The sequence below is a fragment of the Streptomyces sp. CA-288835 genome, assembly GCF_050936385.1.
Lineage (GTDB): Bacteria > Actinomycetota > Actinomycetes > Streptomycetales > Streptomycetaceae > Streptomyces.
On record NZ_JBNJMW010000001.1, the window covers coordinates 5970926 to 5989332 of the forward strand.

The following is an 18407-nucleotide window of genomic DNA, read 5'->3' on the forward strand; positions in this document are numbered from 1 at the left end:
CTCCAAGGAACTCAAGGAACGAGCACTATGCGTCCCCGGATGCCGCCCTCCGCCAGCCGGGCGTGCGCCTTGGCCGCGTCGTCCAGGGCGTACGTCTCGGCAACTCGAGCCGTCAGCACCCCTTCGTCCAGGAGCGCCACCAGCTCCGCGAGGCGCGCCCCGTCGGGGGTCACCGACACCGCGTCGGTCCGCACCCCGCGTACGGAGGCGGGGGCGCCCTGCGGAATGACACCGACGTACGCGCCGCCGTCGCGCACCCACTCCAGCGCGGCCTCGCCGAGGATCGCGGCGTCGAGCACCGCGTCCACGCTGCCCGCCTCGACGTCGCCGGACGTCACGAAGTGGGCCGCCCCCAGGGAACGTACAAGCGCCTCGTCGCTCTCCCGGGCCAGGGCGGTCACGGAGATACCGCGATGGGCGGCGAGCTGGACGGCGTAACCGCCGACCGCGCCTGCCGCGCCCGTCACCAGGAGGCTCTGGCCCTTCTGGATGTCCAGCAGGTCCAGGGCCTGGGTGACGGTGACGGCGTTCAGCGGAAGCGTGGCGGCGTGCACCGCGTCGACCGTCGTGGGCGCCTTGGCCACCGCGGCGGCGTCCACGATCACGTAGTCGGCGTGTGTACCAAGGGACGCGCCCATGGCGAACAGGAGCGCGACCACCTCGTCGCCGACGCTCCAGCCCGCCGCCCCGGCCGTCGTGCCGACCGCGTCAACCGTCCCGGCCGCGTCCCAGCCCAGACCGTGCCGCTCGCCCGCGTTGCCGAAGAGGCCCGCGAATGCTCCCGCGCGCACTCCCGCGTCGACCGGGTTGAGCGTGGCGGCCGCGACCTTGATCCGCACCTGCCCGGCGGCCGGCTCCGGCACGTCCGTCTCGATGATCTCCACGGCTTCCGGACCACCGAAGGCCGTAACCACTGCTGCACGCATGACAACTCTCCCCAATGACAGGTGATTTGTGCGGGTTTCCATCCCGTTGCGACAACCCTAGGAAGAGCTACTATCTTTTCGTAAGTAGGCACCTGAAAGTGCGTACGTCACCCAGAGGTACCCGGAGGCGACGAGCCATGGCGACCAAGACAGCGGCCGAGCGGCGTGAACAGGCGCGCATCGAATACGACGCCTTCGTCAAGAACTGCCCCACCAACCAGCTCCTCGGCCGCCTCAGCGACAAGTGGGTCAGCCTCGTCGTCGCCGCGCTCTCCGCCGGGCCCCAGCGCTACAGCGACCTCGGCCGCAAGATCGCGGGCGTCAGCCCCAAGATGCTGACGCAGACGCTGCGCACACTGGAACGCGACGGCATCGTGGCGCGGACCGTCACCCCGTCCGTACCGGTACGCGTCGACTACGAACTCACCCCGCTCGGCGAGAACCTCTGCAGCCTCCTCGTGGCGGTGAAGACCTGGGCGGAACGGCACATCGAGGAGGTCATCGAGGCACGGGAGCGGTACGACGCGGAGGCTCCGCAGGTCTAGAGCCGGCCAGAGTCGGCCTAGTGCGAGTCGAGCTCCCCGCGCCGTAGCCGAGCCGTCTGTGTCGCCGTGAACTCCACCGTCCGTCTCATGTGACCGATGAGCAGGGCGAGTTCGTCGTCCCCGAGTTCCTCGAAGAGGGCGTACCAGTCGCCGCTAAGCCGCCGCCACATCCGGCCGAACTCCTCGGCCTTCTCCGGCACGGTCGCCACGAGTACGCGCCGCCGGTCGCTGGCATCCCGTTGCCGTACGACATAACCGGCCCGCTCCAGCCGGTCCACGAGCCGCGTCGCCGATCCGGTCGTCAGCCCCGTCAACTCGGCGACCCGTCCGGTCGTGACCGGCCCTCTCTCCAGGCTGAGGAGATTGAGGCACTGGAGGTCCGTGGGGTGCAGCTTCAGCTGGTCGGCGACGGCCTGGTTGAAGAGGGCGTACAGGGCCATGCCGCGGCGCGACTCGGTGGCCAGCTCGGAGAGCAGACGGCTGCGCCGCGCACCGGGGGCGACACCAGAAGTGGACATGGACCTGGGCAGGGTCATACGGGGATGTATGCCACCCGGCACCCCCGACAAGCCCCGCGAACAGGTGACGGCATCGGCCCGTCGCCACACCCCCGCCCCATGCGAAGCTGCCCCCATGCTCGTCGCCCGCTCCGCCGCACTCTTCGCCCTCGCCGCCCTCTTCGAGATCGGTGGCGCATGGCTGGTCTGGCAGGGCGTACGCGAGCACCGCGGCTGGCTGTGGATCGGCGCGGGCGTCATCGCCCTCGGCGCATACGGCTTCGTCGCCACCCTCCAGCCCGACGCGAACTTCGGCCGCATCCTCGCCGCGTACGGCGGAGTCTTCGTCGCCGGCTCGCTGGCCTGGGGCATGGTCGCGGACGGCTTCCGGCCCGACCGCTGGGACGTGACGGGCGCGCTGATCTGCCTCGCGGGCATGGCGGTGATCATGTACGCACCGCGAGGCTGACCCGCCGAAGCAGCGGGGACAGCAAGCCGACAAGGTCCCCAGGCCAGCAGGACCTCAGGCCGACGAGACCTCAAGCTGGCAATACCTCAAGCCGGCAGGTCCTCCGGCAGCAGCCCCAGCTGCCCCAGGAAGTCCAACTGGTCGAAGTAAAGCCGGTAGTCCGCGATCCGGCCGTCCGCGTCGATGGTGGCGAGGTCGATCCCGCGGATCCTGATCTCCCTCTGCGTCGCGGGCAGCGTCTCGCCGGAGGGCAGGTGGATCGGCCCGGTGTTCCTGCCGCTGAAGAAGCCCTCGTCGATGGCGGTGTTGCCGATCTCGTACGAGTGCACCGACTCGAACGTGCCCTCCGGGATCGCGTCCGTCATCTGACGCCAGTACTCGACGATGTTGTCCCGCCCGTGGAGCTCTCCGCCGTCGGGCGTCACGGCGATCGCGTCCGCCGCGAACAGTTCGTTGAGGGCCTTGATGTCCGGGGGTGTGGTGACCGCCTCGGTGAGCCGGTCCATGACCTCACGTGCCTGTCCCATGGAGCCACCTCCTGCGCAGAGGATCACCCACCTCGATTTTCCCACCGTCCCCGGGCCCGTGCATCAGGTCACCGGCCCGCGCCCAGAGGAGGCAGCTGAGCCCGATGAGGACCAAGCTGGAAGGACGAGCTCCTTTAAAGAAGGGCGAGGAACCATGACGGCGACGACACAGAACGAGACGCCCGTCGCGTTCGAAGGCGGCGGCACGGAGCTGCGCATGCAGGAGATCGGCGGGGACATGTCCGTCGCGTTCGTGCGGTTTCCGCAGGGCACGGACATGGCGCCCGTCCTCAAAGGGCAACCGGACGACCTCTGCCAATGCCCGCACTGGGGATACCTGCTCAAGGGCCGGCTGAAGATGCGTACGAAGGGCGGGGAGGAGATCTACGAGGCCGGACAGGCCTTCTACTGGGCGCCCGGGCACGCCCCGGAAGCCCTCGAGGACTGCGAATACATCGACTTCTCGCCGACGAAGGAGTTCAACGAGGTCATCGACCACGTGAAGGCACAGCTGGGCTGACGGGGCGGGGCGGGGCGGCTTCAGGGGGCGCCGGCCATTGCCGGGGCATTCGACGTCCGTGCCGGCCACCGGCCTATCCTGGCGGGGATTCGAACGCCGGCTCGCGCGAGCGAGCGCGGGCCCGTACGTCCCCGCCCGAGGAGCAGCCCATGACCGCCCCCGCCGCCAAGTCCCGTATCGCTGTCGTCACCGGCGCGAGCAGCGGAATCGGGGCCGCGACGGCGCGACAGCTGGCGGCCGCCGGGTACCGGGTGGTGCTCACGGCCCGCCGCAAGGACCGTATCGAGGCGCTGGCGGAGGAGCTCGAGGCGGCGGGCCACCAGGCGACGGCGTACGCGCTCGACGTCACCGACCGCGCGGCGGTCGACGAGTTCGCCACCGCCTTCAAGACCATCGGCGTGCTGGTCAACAACGCGGGCGGCGCGCTCGGCGCCGACCCGGTCGCGACGGGGGACCCGGCGGACTGGCGCCAGATGTACGAGACGAACGTCCTCGGCACGCTCAACGTCACCCAGGCCCTGCTCCCCGCCCTGACCGCGAGCGGCGACGGCACGGTGGTCGTCGTCTCGTCCACCGCTGGACATGGCACGTACGAGGGCGGCGCCGGTTACGTCGCTGCCAAGCACGGCGCGCACGTACTCGCCGAGACCCTCCGCCTGGAGATCGTCGGCACCCCGGTGCGCGTGATCGAGATCGCCCCCGGCATGGTGAGGACGGACGAGTTCGCCCTCACCCGCTTCGGCGGCGACGAGGAGAAGGCGGCGAAGGTCTACCAGGGCGTGGCCGAGCCGCTGACCGCCGACGACGTGGCCGACACGATCACCTGGGCGGTCACCCGCCCCTCCCACGTCAACATCGACCTCATGGTCGTCCGCCCCCGGGCCCAGGCATCCAACACGAAGGTCCACAGGGAGTTGTGATGCCCGACTCCCAGGACCCGCCCGCGGACACCCCTGAAAAACGCCGCCTGGCCCAGGAGAAGAAGAACGAACGCTACGTCTGGTGGTACCTGGCGTACTTCCTCTTCGGCATCCACATCGTGGCGTTCGTGATGATCTACGCGGTGACGCACGCGAAGTAGACGTCAGGTACGCGAAGTAGACGTCGGGCACGCGAAGTAGACGTCACGCGCCCGAACTTGACGTCAAGCGCGAGAAGTTGACGCCCCCTCCGAGTGCCCGCCCAGGCCCGGAACCGCCCGCCGAACCCTCCGCTTCCACTCCTCGATCTTGGCCTTGCGCCGAGCAGCCCGCAGTTCCCTGAACAACCCCTCATAGCGCGCCACAATCGGCTCCGCGTCATACCGATGCGCGCTCTCCAGCGCCGCCCGCCCCATCTCCCGTCGCGCCGACTCGTCCGCGATCAGGTCGAGCATCGCTTCCGAGAGGGCGCGGGCGTCGCCCACGGGGACGAGGCGGCCGTTGACGCCGGACGTGATGATCTCGGCGGGGCCGAGGGGACAGTCCGTGCTGATGACGGGTACGCCGCAGCGCATCGCTTCGACGAGGGTCATCCCGAATGACTCCGCGTCCGAGGCGCTGACCACGAGCGAGGACTGGGCGAACTCCGCCTCGATGGGGGTGTGCGGGCCCATGAGCTGGGCGCGGCCGGTGAGGCCGAGGCCGTCGATGAGTGACTGGAGGTTTTCCTTCTGGGCCCCGCCGCCGTAGATCCGCAGCCGCCACTCCGGCTCCTTCGCGGCGACCGCCGAGAACGCCTCGATCAGCAGGTCGAACCGCTTGCCGGGTACGAGCCGTCCCGCCGCCGCGATGACCTTCGCGTCGCCGGTGGAGGGTGCCACGCCCTTCGGCGCGGGCACGATGTTCGGCACGGATGTGACCCGTACGCCCGGCAGCGGCATCCGCTTCCGGTACACCTTCGCGTCCGCCTTCGTCGTCGTCACGAGTGCGTCCAACCTGCCGTATTCCTGGGCCAGTACGGCCCGCAGCTTCTTGCTGTGCGCGTCGTGGCTGAGGTGTTCCTGGGCGATGCGCAGGGCGCGGGGCGGGGCGAAGCGGGAGACGTAGACGTTGATGCCGGGGCGGGTGCCGATGACGACGTCCGCGTCACAGTCCGCCAGATAGTCGCGTACGCGCAGGTCCGTCAGGCGGTTGTACTGCTTGTACCGCTTGTCGGCGGAGGGGAAGTCGGTCGCCGGCTCGGCGTGCAGGGGGTCGGAGAGGTCCGCGCTGCCGTCCCTCGTGTCCACGAGGGGGACGAGCGTGATGCGGGGGTCGACGTCGAAGCGCGGCACGTCCCGGTGGCGCGACATCGACACGATCGTGACCTTGTGCCGGTCGGCGAGCGCCGAGGCGAGGTTGAGTGTGGTGCGGACGGTGCCCCCGATGGCGTACGCGTTGTGCAGCAGAAACACGATCCTCATGCGTTTCGCGGCCTTCCTACGCTTCATCCCGTGCGTGCCTTCCCCGTCGCGGCTCTGGTCGCCCTCGGGTCCTTCTGATGGACCCGGTCCCCGGGAGACAGTGGCCGGGCGAGGTGAGCCACCGGTCCCAGCGGGGTGAGAACCGGGTAAGAGACCCGGTCGTACCCCTGCTCATCAGGTACTACGTATCCCAGGCCTTGGCAGACTGGTCGTGTGCCCCACAACGTGCTGCTCGCCGAGGACGACCGTGCCATCCGCCACGCCCTGGAACGTGCCCTGACCCTTGAAGGGTACGAGGTGACGGCCGTCGCCGATGGCGTGGAGGCCCTCGCGCAGGCCCATCGCAGTCCGCCGGACGTCCTCGTGCTCGACGTGATGATGCCGGGCATCGACGGCCTCCAGGTGTGTCGCGTGCTGCGTGCCGAGGGCGACCGTACGCCGATCCTGATGCTCACCGCGCGCGTGGAGACCGCCGACCGCATCGCCGGTCTGGACGCCGGAGCGGACGACTACGTCGTCAAACCCTTCGACGTCGACGAGGTGTTCGCCAGACTGCGGGCACTGCTGCGACGTACGGACCTTGCCGTCGGCGTACCCGAGGAACAGCAACGCATGCCCGGCGCGCAAGTCGCGGTGGCGGGGCTGCGCATCGATCCGCCGGCCCGGCGCGTCTGGCGCGGGGAGCGTGAGATCGACCTCACCCGCACGGAGTTCGACCTCCTGGAACTCCTCGCCCGCAACGCCGGCATCGTCCTCGACCACTCCACGATCTACGACCGTATCTGGGGTTACGACTTCGGTCCCGGCTCCAAGAACCTCGCCGTGTACGTCGGTTATCTGCGGCGCAAGCTCGGCGACGAGCCGGGTGCGCCCGCGCTGATCCACACGGTGCGGGGTGTCGGGTACGTCCTGAGGGAGGGCTGAGTGCCTTCCGCGGGGCGGCGGTTGGCGGCGCGGTGGTTCGCGAGGTCGCGGGGGCTGTCCTCGTTGCGGGCCAGGTTCGCGGTGTCCTTCGCGCTCGTCGCCGCGGTCGTGACCGTACTCGTGGGATTCCTCTCGTACGACGCTGCCGCCCGGCTCGTCCGGGTCGACCAGCGAACCGTGTTCGAGAACGTGGTCCGGGACCTGCGCGCCCAGGTACGCCAAGACGCCCTGACGCCCGAGGACTTCGCCGCGTCCGGCACCGAAGACGGCCCGCGCGAGAACCTGATCCGGCCGAGCGGCACGGCCGTGCAGGTGCTCGGCCCCGACGGCACGGTCGTCGACCGCGGCAGCCCGCCGCTGCCGGCCGGCGCCGACGACCGGCGCATCGCGTCGGCATCGACCGCCGGGCGGCTGGTGGAACACCGCGATGCCGAGGTCGGCGGCGAGGTGTACCGGGTGGCGACCGTCGCGCTCGGCGAGGGACGGGGCGCGGTGCAGGTCGCGCAGGAGTTCTCCGGTACGGAGGACCTGCTGCGCGAACTCCAGCAGCGGACCGTGCTGTTGGTGTCCGCGGTCGTGCTCGCCGCGGGCCTCTTCGGCTGGTGGCTGGCCCGCCGGATCACCTCCCGCCTGGTCCGCCTCGCGGGCGCAGCCGAGAACGTGGCCCGCACGGGCCAACTCGCCACCCAGGTCCCGGTGACGGGCCGCGACGAGGTAGCCCGCCTGGGCCGCTCCTTCGACCGCATGCTCGGCCGCCTCGCCCAGTCCGAGGAAGACCAACGCCGCCTGGTCCAAGACGCAGGCCACGAACTCCGCACGCCTTTGACGTCCCTCCGCACGAACATCTCGATGCTCCGCCGCATCAACGAACTCCCACCTGCGGCCAGGGAGGACCTGGTAGCGGACCTGACCCACGAGTCCCGCGAACTGACGGACCTGGTCAACGAGTTGGTCGACTTGGCGGCAGGCCAGCCCGCCACCGAGCCACCACAGCGGGTGGCCGTCGCGGACATCGCGGAGGACGTGGCGGTAGCGGCGAGAAGGAGAACGGCCCGGGAGATCGTCGTACGGGCAACTGGCGAGACGGTGGTAAACGGCCGCCCGGCAGCCCTGCAACGCGCACTGTCCAACTTGGTGGAGAACGCGGCGAAGTTCGACAGGGAAGGCACGTCCCCGATCGAGATCGAGGTGAGGGGAGACGACGGGTCGGTCCGAGTCCAGGTCCTGGTCCTGGACCGAGGCCCAGGCATCGCAGAAGAGGACCTTGAGCGAGTCTTCGACCGCTTCTACAGAGCACCGGCCGCAAGGAGCCTGCCCGGCTCGGGCCTAGGCCTGTCGATCGTGCGGGAGGTGGCTACGGCGCATGGTGGAGAGCCGTTCGCAAGGAGACGGGAAGGGGGCGGCTCGGCAATCGGCTTCACGGTGGCCGAGGGGTGCGCCCCATAGGGGCGCGGGCTGTATCAATTTGCGGCTCCGCCGCGCGGGCGCGACAAGCCACGACGGACTCGTACCCGACAAGCAACAGCTGCTCGCCGAGCTATTAGTCGCCCCCGAGCGAGGGGCGCCCCACTAAGCGGACGGCCCGCGCAAATTAGGGGCGCGGGGAACTGCGCGACAAGCCACAACGGACCCGCACCCGACAAACAACAGCTGCCCGCCGGGCTAATAGTCGCCATCGTGACAGCCTCGCCACGGCCCGTCGCACACTGCGGACACCGGCGGTGGGCGCGGTGACGCTGGTCGCGTGAACTGGCGTACGAAGGAGTCGCAGAGGGGAAGAATCTTCCACATGCTGCCTAAAACCACCCCTGACGCCACTCCAGCCGCGCCCGCCGCTCCCGCGCACCCGGAAGCCCACCCCAACCCCCTCGGCCAGCTCTCCCTCGACGAACTCCGCCGCCGTACGAGCATGAAATGGCGCGCCTACCCGGAGGACGTACTGCCCCTCTGGGTGGCCGAGATGGACGTCCCGCTCGCCGAGCCGGTCGCACGTGCCCTCACGGGCGCGATCGCGCTTGGCGACACGGGCTATCCGGCCGGGACGGCGTACGCGGAGGCGCTGGCGGAGTTCGCCGGGAAGCGGTGGGGCTGGGACGACTTCGCCGTGGAGCGTACGGCGATCGTGCCGGACGTGATGCTGGGCATCGTCGAGATGCTGAAGCTGGTGACGGGGCCGGGAGACCCGGTGGTCGTCAACTGCCCTGTCTATCCGCCGTTTTACCAGTTCGTACGGAACATGGACCGCACCGTGGTCGAGGCCCCGCTGGGCGAGGACGGCCGCCTGGACTTCGCGGAACTGGAGTCGGCCTTCGACCGGGTCACCGAGGGCGGGCGCCGCCGGGCCGCGTACCTGCTCTGCAACCCGCACAATCCCACCGGCACGCTGCACACCACCGCCGAACTGACCACCGTGGCAAGGCTTTCCCACGCGTACGGCATACGCGTGGTGGCCGACGAGATCCACGCCCCGCTCGTGTCGCCGGGCGCCCGTTTCGTCCCGTACCTGACGGTCCCCGGCGGCGAGAACGCCTTCTCCCTGATGTCCGCCTCCAAGGCCTGGAACCTGGCGGGCCTGAAGGCGGCCCTGGCCATCGCGGGCCCCGACGCGGCCGCGGAACTGGCCGAACTCCCCGAGGAGGTCAGCCACGGCCCCAGCCACATGGGCATCCTGGCCCACACGGCAGCCCTCCGGGACGGGGGCCCATGGCTGGACGCCCTGCTACTGGGCCTCGACGAAAACCGCCGGCTGCTTTCCGACCTCTTGGCCGAGCATCTGCCCTCTGTGGGCTACGCCCCCTCCGAGTCCACCTACCTCGCCTGGCTGGACTGCCGGTCCCTGCCCCTCGGCGACGACCCGGCATCCGCCTTCCTGGACCGGGGCCGAGTCGCCCTGAACTCCGGCATCCCCTTCGGCACGGGCGGCGCAGGACACGTACGCCTGAACCTGGCGACGTCCGGGGAACTGCTCACGGAGGCGGTGCGACGGATGGCACGGGCGCTGGCGTGAGCACTACCGAATCGACGGGTTTACCTCACCAGTCGTGCGAGGAGGGCGGCGACGTCGGCCACGAGCTGGAGCCAAGGGCGGGCACGCTCGGCCCGCCGGCCCAACCGCCGCACCCGGCCACCGGCCCGCCGTTCCTCCCGCCGCTGCAGCGCCCGGTCCCGCACCCGCTGTAAGGCCTTGATCCGCCGCGTCCCGAACCGTTTACGTCGCGTACGTCGCGTCATGGCGAGACGCTAACGATCCCCGCTTCCCAGACGCAGGAGACGGGATGACCAAAGAGGCCGAACGGTTATTGGCGGTAACCCGTACTTGCGAGAAGCCGGGCACCCGCGCTCCAGCGCCCCAGTACGGGCTCCAAGCACGTGCGAGCCGGGCGGCACAACGTCTGCCCGTGCCGCTCGAAAAGCTCGTCACGAGAGTCGAAGTACCCGAGATCGGCGAGGACTTGGGCGGACAAATCGCAGGCCATGCCGCCTTGCGCACCGCAGCTCACGGACCCGCTCCAGTCCACGCCGACCCGCGCCACCGCATCGAAGAGCGTCTCGCCTCCACGATTACTGAAGGCCTCGCCGCTTCCAGCCACCCCGTCGAACAGCTCCCCGACCGGCACCCACTCCCGACCGATCAGGAACTCGGGCCAGGCAAGCAGTACCCGCTCCGGAACGAAGGGCTTGAGTCGTGGAAACCGCGGATACCAGAAGGCCCCGTCAACCATCAGCCCCCGCACCCGAGTCCGTACACCCACCGCCCGAGCAACAGCCTCCAGCACACCCATCCGCTGACTACAGGACCCTCGCCCCAACCGCAGCGTCCGCGAGACCGGATGCCGGTCCTCCACGGAATACACGGGCCGCACCTCCCGCGCGATGACCCCGTGCGCCACGCGCAGCACGGCACGAGCCTCGGCTCCGGCCCCCGCCTGCTGCCGTACGCGCTCCACGAGCGCCGCCACGACGGGCTGATCCCAGTCCAGAATGGCGGTGGCCCGCGTCGAACCACCCCCGCCCGCCGCCGTTTCCGCCCGCACGTGCGCACCCCGCCAAGGCATCAACAACCGACTGGTCACCGCTCCCCCTTCACCGCGCAGTCTGCGCTTGCGTCGAGGAAAAGGTCCCATGACCCGTATCTTTCTGCACGGGTGTCGAGCGGAGGCACTCTGCCACGGACGTAGAACGCGCATGCCGAGCCCGGCGTCGCTGCGGGAGAGCGTCGCTGACAGTCGGAACCCCTACGCTTCGGCGATGAACTCTTCGGCACGGGTGAGCAGGGTCGAGATGACCGCGCGGCCAAATGGATCGAGCCCCGTGCGGAGTTGCGGACCACGCTCGCCAGTCAGGAAGCGGCGGATACGCGCCGCCAGGGGTGTCCACAATGGGTCCTCGTCGAGCTCGGTCAGGAATTCTTCCAGGCCCGAGTCTTCCTCCGCTTGCCCTTGGGCGGCCAGGAGCAAGCTTTCGATATTCGGCCGCCATGCCGTGACTACTGCCGCGTCCGCTCGGCCCTGTGTGAAGACGGGCCGCTCGCTCGCTGGAAGGCGTATCAGGTCCAGCGTGCGACGCACGATGAGGGTGTCATCCGGGTCGAGGCCGGCGAACAGGTCATCGCTGTCCGTGTTGCCATCCCCCCGGCGTACGCGCTGAAGCGCGGAGGCCAGCGGTGTCCAGTCGGACGTCTGAGCACGTCTGACCAGGAAGGCGTCCACCCATGTGGCAGCCTCCGTGTCCCCACCCTGGGCGGCTGCTATCGCCACGGCCACCGTCTCCCATCCGCTGTCGATGAAGAAGCGGTCGTCGAGGTCGACCATCTGCTCCGCCCGTCTGGGCGCGATCAAGTCGTGGTGGGCAGCTGTGTCACGCAGCTGCCGGGCGGCACCCACATGTCCGAAGCGCTCCATCGTGTCCGCGTACCGTCTGAAGGCGCTCGCCAGTTGCCCGGCGAACCCGGCGTCCCGCTGCGCGAGCTCCATCCAGATCGTCACTTCCAAGCGATGGCTCCCGCGTGCCTCGCGCTCTTGTCCCAGCAGGGCCTGACGGTCTGCGACCCAGGCCAGCGCGGCTGGGAACTCGGACTGCAGGCTCGTACGGGCCCGGTACTCCCCTTGGTAGATCTCCGCGACGCGCATCGCGGCATCGAGCGACTCCTCGAGGCGGCCGACGAGTGCGAGCAGGCGGCCGTGGATTTTCAGCGGCAGGGCAAGGGCCAGCTCTCCGAGACGCCCCTCCTGCTCACAGACTTCCTGGCGCAGGGTGAGTGCCCTCTCGGAGTACGGGAGGCCTTCCTCGTGCCGGCCGAGCTGGGCCAGGCAATCGCTCAGATTCACCAGGCCGCCGACCAGGCCGGACCTGAACTGCCCAGGCTCATACGTGAAGAGCTCCTCCCAGATCCCAACGGCCCTTTCGCAGTACGGCAGTGCACTGCTTGCCTCACCCAACTGGCGATGACGGTTACCCAGATTGCCGAGGCAGATGGCGAGGTCTCTGCGGTGGAGGTGCGGGTCCCGCTGAGCGAGCGCTTCGTAGAGTTCTACCGCTTCCTCAGCCGCGTCGAAGGCTTCTTCGCGTAGGCCGACGGTGGCGCAGTGGACCCCGTGGTCGCTCAGCTGGGCCGCGAGCAGATGCCGGAAGCGGAGCGGGTCCCTGTCGGCCAGATGCCGCAGGATCGCCACCGCCTGTTCGCTGCACGCCGCTGCGGGTGGGCTCATGCCCGTGTCGCGAAGCACCCAGGCCAGGGTGCGCAGGCTGTCCGGGAGCTCCTGCAGGTAACGATCGGGTTTGGCGTCGCTGAGATGCCGTCGGATCTGTACCGACCGGCGGGCGTGGTCGACGGCCTCACTCAGTCTGCCTGCCGCCCGGCATCGATCGGCGAGACGGCGCAAGTCCTCGGCCAGCACAGGGAGATACACCACCGGGTCCTGGTCCGAAAGCTGCCTGGACACCTCGACTGCTCGCTCAGCGCAGTGCAGAGCGGTTGTGTCCCGGCCGAGTGCATCGAAGACCACCGCGAGCAGGCCCTGCACGTTACCGAGTGCCGGCAGGTACCGCCACGGATGTGTCTCGGCCATGGCCTCGATGAGGGGCATCGTCGCCTGAAGGTGCTCAAGAGCCTCCCCGGGCCTGCGGGCATTGACGTAGCAGCGGTTGAGGACGGAAAGGGCGTCCACCAGTTGATGGTGGAACTGCTCGGGAAGTTGCTCGGCCCGGCTTCGAGTGATCTCCACAGCCCGCCGGCTGCAGGCGATTCCGTCGCTCGGCCTCCCCAGGTCCGCATGGTGCCGCCCGAGCTCCGTCAGCGCCACGGCCAGTCTGAGGGCGATCGCGTCGTCTTCCTCGGCCTGCTGCTCGCACAGGTCGACCGCTCGCCGGCAGCATTCCGCGGCCTTGGCGTGAAGGCCGCGCTCCCCGTACAGCATGCTGAGAGCGATGAGGCTGTTCGCCAGTTCTCCGGTGCTGCCGGCGTCTTCGTCGTGTCTCGAGGCGGCCAGCCACTCGTAGATCTCCGCGGCGCGTCCGCCGTACACCATTGCCTCTTCATGACGGTCAAGGCGGAGCAGACACAGAGACAGGTTGTTGAGGCATGCGGCGAGACGGCGGCTGTGCGCCGAGGCATCGTCTTCGACCAGCCGCTCGTAGAGAACGCGTGCACGCTCCAGGACTCTGGCTGCTTCCGCGTACTGCTCCTTGCCCTTGAGCGAGCTCATGGAGACCGAGCCCAGGTTCTGCAGGGCGGTGGCGAAGGGCTCCCGGTATCGCTCCGGGTTGTGCTCCATGAGCTCTTCGTAGCCTTCGGTGGCGCGACGCAGGACGGACAGGGCGTCACGCCATCGGCCCGCCTCGTGGTAGCGCAGGCCCGCCTCGTGCAAAGCGGCGAGTCTGAATGGCTTGGCCTTGTCGGCCAAGTCGCTATCGACCAGGTCGCTATCGGGTAACTCGGCCAGTCTGTCGCTGAGATGTTCAAGCCACGTCAGATAGATGTCGTACAAGGTAGCGGCGAGTTCTGCCGTGCCGGGCCGTTGAGGGGGCAGCTGCTTCGCGGCATCCAGGCAACTGTCCAGAAGGGCCGCGCTGACGCCATCGAGGGTGGATGTGAAGGCGATGCTCATGGACAGAGCTGATGCCAGACGATGTCCGCCGGGCTGGAGCGTGCGCGGGACGAGTTCGCGCAAGTGGTGCTCCAGAAAGAGATGGAGAATCTCTCTCGGTGCCTCGCGGTTCTCGGCGGCGAGCCGGATCACCTGCAGCGCATGGGCGATCCGGTCGCCTGTGGTGGCCTCCGTTGTGCAGAGCCGAGTCAACAGATCCTTGGTCGAAACGGGGTCCTGTTCGGCCAGCAATGCCTCGACGATGAGGTCGAGCGCGGGGCCGCGGATCCGGCCGTCCGTGTCGTCCGGCGAGGACGGAAAGAGATCTCTGAGCCAAGTAGCCGTCCGACGCCGGATCCCCGGACCCAGATCGTCGAACAGGCGGACTGCCGTGAGCAGTTCGACCGCCTCGTCCTCGGTGGGCGCCGTCAGTGTCACCACGATGACGGCTGCCGACTGGACCCGCTGGTCGGCGAGTTCGCCCAACCCCAGTACCGCACGATGGCTTTCCCAGCGCTGGCGCTCACGGTGCAGCAGCGTCCGCATGACCTGCTCGCGCACCCGGCCGTCACCGCCGACGTCGACGTGTTCTCCGCACACGGTCAGCAGTGCCAACGCGTGCGTCAGCAAGGGGTTGGCGAACTCAGGATCATCGACCTCAGGCAGCCAGGCGGGCACGGCGGTGCCCAGAGTCCGCGCGAAGGCCCGGGCCGCCTCCGCTACATGCCGGCGTCGGCTGGTGGGACTCAGGCAGAAGGCGTTGAGGTCGATCTCGAGATCGGTGTGCCGCTCGAGTACGCCGTCGCTCGCCGTGCCCAGCTGGATGGTCCAGTGGCTGCCGGCCCTGCGTCGAGCCACGAGGAGGACACGGACGGGAGGGCCGCCGGGCCGCGCGGCCAGCTGCCGCAGTAACTCCCCCGCTGCTGGTGCGGCATACTCCACGTCATCCACGACCAGCAGCGTCGCTCCGTCGATCTCCCACCCCGCCTGGGGCCGTGCCGTGTCGAGGTAGCCGGTCTGCCAACCACGCTCAGACATCGTGCGACACAACTCGGTGGCCAGTCGTGTCTTGCCGCTTCCGCCGTCACCGGTAAGTACGGCGACTCTGAAGACGGGCTCGCCCTCGCACCAGTGGGTCAGTGCATCCAGCGGGTCCGGCCCGGATGCTTCTGCTTCCGATATGTGCGGGATGTAGTCCACGACCGCGTGCGCGGCCAGGAGCAGATCCACCTCGGTACGAGCCGCAGGCAGCCGCCGCTGAGCCGGGGCGAGGAACGTGTGACGCGGCAGCCCCTCCAGATCGTCTGCGGACGCCCCGACGAGACGGCGGAATTCCTCGTCGGCCAGGAGCGCTTCGGCCCGGGTGGCCTCGATGCGTGCGCCGGGATAGGCGTGAGGATCGCTCACGACCACGCCGAGGACGTGGTGGCCTTCTACTGACAGCAGTGCCGCCCCGGACATCCCGGCCCACGCCGAGAGGGCCTTCCCCTCTCTCGTCTGCTCGCGGTCCCGGGGGGAGGCCGTGATCACGTTCAGGGCGTACCGATTGCGCTCGTACCCCGTACTGGGGACGACATCCGCGAGGATCGTCTCGTGCTGCCGCCCCGCCACGTTGTCCCCCGCCACGGGGCCGGCTTGCTGTGCTGCCCAGGGAAATCCCGATGCCGCGCACCGCACCGCACTCAGCCCCACCAGACGGGCCCATGTGGTCCGTCCACGGTCCGGCAACCCAGCCCAGGGCCGTGCGTCTACTTTGATCAGCGCGCAGTCCAACGACTCGTCGGCCCAGACAACGCAGCCCTGTTCCTCATCCCCGCCGATTGGCCGTACCCGGCAGTTGGTTCCCCGGTTGCCGGCGACATGCTGCGCGCTGAGCACCAGATCGGGTCCGACCGCGTATCCGGCACCGGTTCTTGGCCCATGGACCAGCACGGTGCGGTGCAGCGCGGAATCGCCTGGCCAGGGTTTCACGATGACTTGTCCGTCTCGTCCCGGGGGCCAGCTACTCGCCGTCGCCGATGAGAGTCTGAGAGTTCGGGTTGAGCGTGTCCGTGGGAGACAGCCTGAGGGTCAGCCGGTGCGTGGTGGCGTGCTTGTGGTCGAGCCCGCCTCCCAGGGAGAGCACCCGCCACAGGGACAGGGAGGCGTTGCCCTTCTTGGTCGTGTCGATCGCGACCTGGAGATCCATCTCAATGGAGTCGACGGCGAACCGCAGCCGCTGACCCTCACCGTCCGCCATGGCCTCCTGAAGCTCCTTGCGCAACTGGCTGATCGCCGCGGCCAGCGGCACTGCGTCGGGCTGATCCTGCGTCACGCCCCACCTCACACTCAGGGTTGAAATCAGACTACGGACGGTAGCAGGAGGCCAGGCTCGGGCACAGGGGGAGGGGAAGTCGGCGTGCGTGAGCCAGGTTCTCTCGGAGCGACGCTGTGATCTGAACCCGGTGCAGCCGGTGGCCGCAACTGAACGCCCCTGGTGAGTTGCCCTAAGTTTCGTAGAGTCCGGCGAGCCACTCGGACCCGGGCCGCACGCTGCGGACGTACACGCACCTGCTGCCTCATGTGCCCCGGATGTGCCCTGACGGCCCTACAGGGCGAGCGGCTTGGAAAGCGGTATCGGCGTCTGGCGCAGGCCCTCCAAGTCGGCGCGGGCCGGTCCAGTGACCGAAGTCACAGGCTCTGGCCGCATACGGTTGCCGACGCTACGGTGTGGCGCCCGGGGTCGGCGGATCGCTCCCCTGAGGGCGGTGGGAATGAGGCTCATGGATGCGGACCATGCGGGGCTGGTTGTCGCGGCGCAGGCCGGTGACGATCGGGCGCGCGAGGAGCTGATCGCCGCGTACCTGCCGTTGCTCTACAACATCGTCGGGCGAGCGCTGAGCGGACATGCCGACGTCGACGACGTCGTCCAGGAAACCCTGCTGCGCGTGGTGCGTGACCTGCCTGCCCTGCGTTCCCCGGAGAGCTTTCGGTCCTGGCTGGTGTCGATCACGCTCCGCCAGATCAATACCCACTGGTCCCGGCAACGCGCCTTCGCCGGCCGGACCACGGTCATCGACGAGGCACGCGAGATACCGGATGCCGGCGCTGAACCTGAGGACATGACGATTCTGCGTCTGCATGTGTCCGACGAGCGCCGTCAGGCTGTCGAAGCCGGCCGGTGGCTCGACCCGGACCATCGAGTGCTGCTGTCGCTGTGGTGGCAGGAACGCGCCGGCTCGCTGAGCCGTGACGACATCGCTGCCGCGACGGGGCTCACGGTCGCCCACGTCGGAGTCCGCCTGCAACGCATGCGCGAGCAGCTGGAACTGAGCCGGACGGTCGTCGCCGCGCTGGAGGCCGACCCGCGCTGTCCGCAGTTGGACGAGACCCTCGTCGGCTGGGACGGTCTGCGTACATCGGTGTGGCGCAAGCGGATCGCGCGGCACACCCGCGACTGCCCGGTCTGCATGGCGACGACGACAGAACGGGTTCCGGCCGAACTACTGCTCCTCAGCCTCGCGCCGCTGGCCGTCCCGGCCGGACTCATCGCCGCGCTGGCCGCCAAGGGCCTGCTGTCGGGTACGGCCGCGAGCGCCGCCGGGCTGGCCACGGCACACGTCACCGTCGGTACGGCGGCGGCGACGGGGGCAGGCGGTCTGCACAGCTCGCTGATCGCCAAACTCTCCGCGGTGACCGCTCAGCCACTGGTGGGCCTCACCACCGGCGCAGTGTTCATCGCCGGAGGCGCCACCTACGCGACCTGGCCCGAACCGGCGCAGCGGGCACCCGGCGTCAGCGCCGCTCCCACGGCCGGCAATCCCACGCCGTCCCCGGTGAGTCCGTCCGTCGCCGGCACCGTTCCGCTGGGCGCACACTCGCTGGAGTCCGTGGACCAGCCCGCCCTGTACGTCACGTATGCCGGCGACTTCGCGACGCTCGGCCGGGTCTCTGCGTCCAGCAGCGCGCAGACACGGCAGCGAGTCACCTTCACGGTCATCCGGGGGCTGGCCGACACACGGTGCGTCACCTTCCGCGCCGCCGACGGCCGCTATCTGCGCCATCGTGAGCTGCGGCTACGGCTGAGCACCAACGACGGCAGCGAACTGTTCCGTGAAGACGCCACCTTCTGTCCGCGCCCCGGGGCGGTCGCCGGGTCGGTGACCCTGCACGCGCACAACTATCCCGGATCGGTCATCCGCCACCGCGACGGTGGCATCTGGCTGGACGGCTCCGACGGCACGAGGGCCTTCGCCGGCCAGGCTTCCTTCATCGCGCGCAGGGCCTGGGCTTGAGAACCGCTCCTTGAGCGGGGCGGTGCGCCCTTTCTCCAGGGACGACCAGACCGCGGGGCTCGGCGTAACGCTTTTTGCCTGCGAGATGCATCACTGAGCATTCGTCCGGACGGCGCGACTTTTCCGTTACGAGACCGCGGGTTCGGAGGCCTCCATTGCGTGGGGTGCCCTTCCCGCCGCTCACCATGGCGTGCCGGCGTGGCAGGCTCCCCGCCCCCTGTGACGTCCCCTGAAGAAAGTCCCTCCCATGACGCGAC

At 69.4% G+C, this 18407-nt stretch carries 17 protein-coding genes; 9 read left to right on the forward strand and 8 right to left on the reverse strand.

The genetic code is table 11. From position 1 onward, the window contains the following. Window positions 1-11: 11 nt before the first annotated feature. Entirely contained in the window at window positions 12-926 is a 915-nt protein-coding gene (locus ACQEVY_RS27205) for an NADP-dependent oxidoreductase (RefSeq protein WP_432952046.1), read from the reverse strand. 137 nt (window positions 927-1063) lie between these two features. On the opposite strand from ACQEVY_RS27205, the gene ACQEVY_RS27210 reads away from it, so the two are divergent. Then, complete coding sequence (locus tag ACQEVY_RS27210) at window positions 1064-1471, forward strand: winged helix-turn-helix transcriptional regulator (RefSeq protein ID WP_432952047.1); 408 nt, start codon at window positions 1064-1066, stop codon at window positions 1469-1471. 17 nt (window positions 1472-1488) lie between these two features. Here ACQEVY_RS27210 and ACQEVY_RS27215 read toward each other — a convergent pair whose 3' ends face one another. Further along, on the reverse strand, window positions 1489-2007 hold the full coding sequence (locus ACQEVY_RS27215) for a MarR family winged helix-turn-helix transcriptional regulator (protein WP_432952048.1): 519 nt from the start codon (window positions 2005-2007) through the stop codon (window positions 1489-1491). 97 nt (window positions 2008-2104) lie between these two features. On the opposite strand from ACQEVY_RS27215, the gene ACQEVY_RS27220 reads away from it, so the two are divergent. After that, window positions 2105-2437, forward strand: coding sequence for a YnfA family protein (locus tag ACQEVY_RS27220; protein WP_432952049.1), 333 nt, complete (start codon window positions 2105-2107; stop codon window positions 2435-2437). A gap of 86 nt (window positions 2438-2523) precedes the next feature. On the opposite strand, the gene ACQEVY_RS27225 is transcribed toward ACQEVY_RS27220, so the two are convergent. Beyond that, window positions 2524-2964: an ester cyclase gene (locus ACQEVY_RS27225; protein ID WP_432952050.1), complete on the reverse strand. Its 441-nt coding sequence runs from the start codon at window positions 2962-2964 to the stop codon at window positions 2524-2526. Window positions 2965-3118: 154 nt separating this feature from the next. Between ACQEVY_RS27225 and ACQEVY_RS27230 the strand changes: the two genes are divergently transcribed. From ACQEVY_RS27230 to ACQEVY_RS27240, 3 genes are all read left to right on the forward strand, one after another. Beyond that, window positions 3119-3484 carry a hypothetical protein gene (locus tag ACQEVY_RS27230; RefSeq protein WP_432952051.1) on the forward strand — a complete coding sequence of 122 codons (366 nt, stop codon included), beginning with the start codon at window positions 3119-3121 and terminating at the stop codon, window positions 3482-3484. Window positions 3485-3633: 149 nt separating this feature from the next. Next, entirely contained in the window at window positions 3634-4404 is a 771-nt protein-coding gene (locus ACQEVY_RS27235) for an SDR family NAD(P)-dependent oxidoreductase (RefSeq protein WP_432952052.1), read from the forward strand. Further along, complete coding sequence (locus tag ACQEVY_RS27240; RefSeq protein ID WP_432952053.1) at window positions 4404-4565, forward strand: hypothetical protein; 162 nt, start codon at window positions 4404-4406, stop codon at window positions 4563-4565. Before ACQEVY_RS27235 ends, ACQEVY_RS27240 begins: the two co-directional genes overlap by 1 nt. Window positions 4566-4628: 63 nt before the next feature. On the opposite strand, the gene ACQEVY_RS27245 is transcribed toward ACQEVY_RS27240, so the two are convergent. Further along, the gene (locus ACQEVY_RS27245; protein ID WP_432952054.1) at window positions 4629-5867 is read right to left on the reverse strand and encodes a glycosyltransferase family 4 protein; all 1239 of its coding nucleotides are present in this window, start codon (window positions 5865-5867) and stop codon (window positions 4629-4631) included. Window positions 5868-6080: 213 nt separating this feature from the next. On the opposite strand from ACQEVY_RS27245, the gene ACQEVY_RS27250 reads away from it, so the two are divergent. From ACQEVY_RS27250 to ACQEVY_RS27260, 3 genes are all read left to right on the forward strand, one after another. Further along, the gene (locus ACQEVY_RS27250; RefSeq protein WP_432952055.1) at window positions 6081-6791 is read left to right on the forward strand and encodes a response regulator transcription factor; all 711 of its coding nucleotides are present in this window, start codon (window positions 6081-6083) and stop codon (window positions 6789-6791) included. Further along, a complete protein-coding gene (locus ACQEVY_RS27255) occupies window positions 6792-8237 on the forward strand; it encodes a HAMP domain-containing sensor histidine kinase (RefSeq protein WP_432952056.1) in 1446 nt (481 codons plus the stop codon). It begins immediately after the preceding gene. Window positions 8238-8580: 343 nt separating this feature from the next. Then, on the forward strand, window positions 8581-9798 hold the full coding sequence (locus tag ACQEVY_RS27260; protein ID WP_432952057.1) for a MalY/PatB family protein: 1218 nt from the start codon (window positions 8581-8583) through the stop codon (window positions 9796-9798). Window positions 9799-9818: 20 nt separating this feature from the next. Here ACQEVY_RS27260 and ACQEVY_RS27265 read toward each other — a convergent pair whose 3' ends face one another. The 4 genes from ACQEVY_RS27265 to ACQEVY_RS27280 form a co-directional block, all read right to left on the reverse strand. Then, entirely contained in the window at window positions 9819-10022 is a 204-nt protein-coding gene (locus ACQEVY_RS27265) for a hypothetical protein (protein WP_328770892.1), read from the reverse strand. A gap of 65 nt (window positions 10023-10087) precedes the next feature. Continuing rightward, the gene (locus ACQEVY_RS27270; RefSeq protein WP_432952058.1) at window positions 10088-10864 is read right to left on the reverse strand and encodes a transglutaminase domain-containing protein; all 777 of its coding nucleotides are present in this window, start codon (window positions 10862-10864) and stop codon (window positions 10088-10090) included. 162 nt (window positions 10865-11026) lie between these two features. After that, entirely contained in the window at window positions 11027-15502 is a 4476-nt protein-coding gene (locus ACQEVY_RS27275; RefSeq protein ID WP_432952059.1) for a tetratricopeptide repeat protein, read from the reverse strand. Window positions 15503-15878: 376 nt separating this feature from the next. Beyond that, window positions 15879-16190: a trypco2 family protein gene (locus ACQEVY_RS27280; RefSeq protein ID WP_432952060.1), complete on the reverse strand. Its 312-nt coding sequence runs from the start codon at window positions 16188-16190 to the stop codon at window positions 15879-15881. A 448-nt stretch (window positions 16191-16638) separates the two neighbouring features. On the opposite strand from ACQEVY_RS27280, the gene ACQEVY_RS27285 reads away from it, so the two are divergent. Beyond that, window positions 16639-18150 carry a sigma-70 family RNA polymerase sigma factor gene (locus ACQEVY_RS27285; protein WP_432952061.1) on the forward strand — a complete coding sequence of 504 codons (1512 nt, stop codon included), beginning with the start codon at window positions 16639-16641 and terminating at the stop codon, window positions 18148-18150. The last annotated feature ends 257 nt before the right edge of the window (window positions 18151-18407 follow it).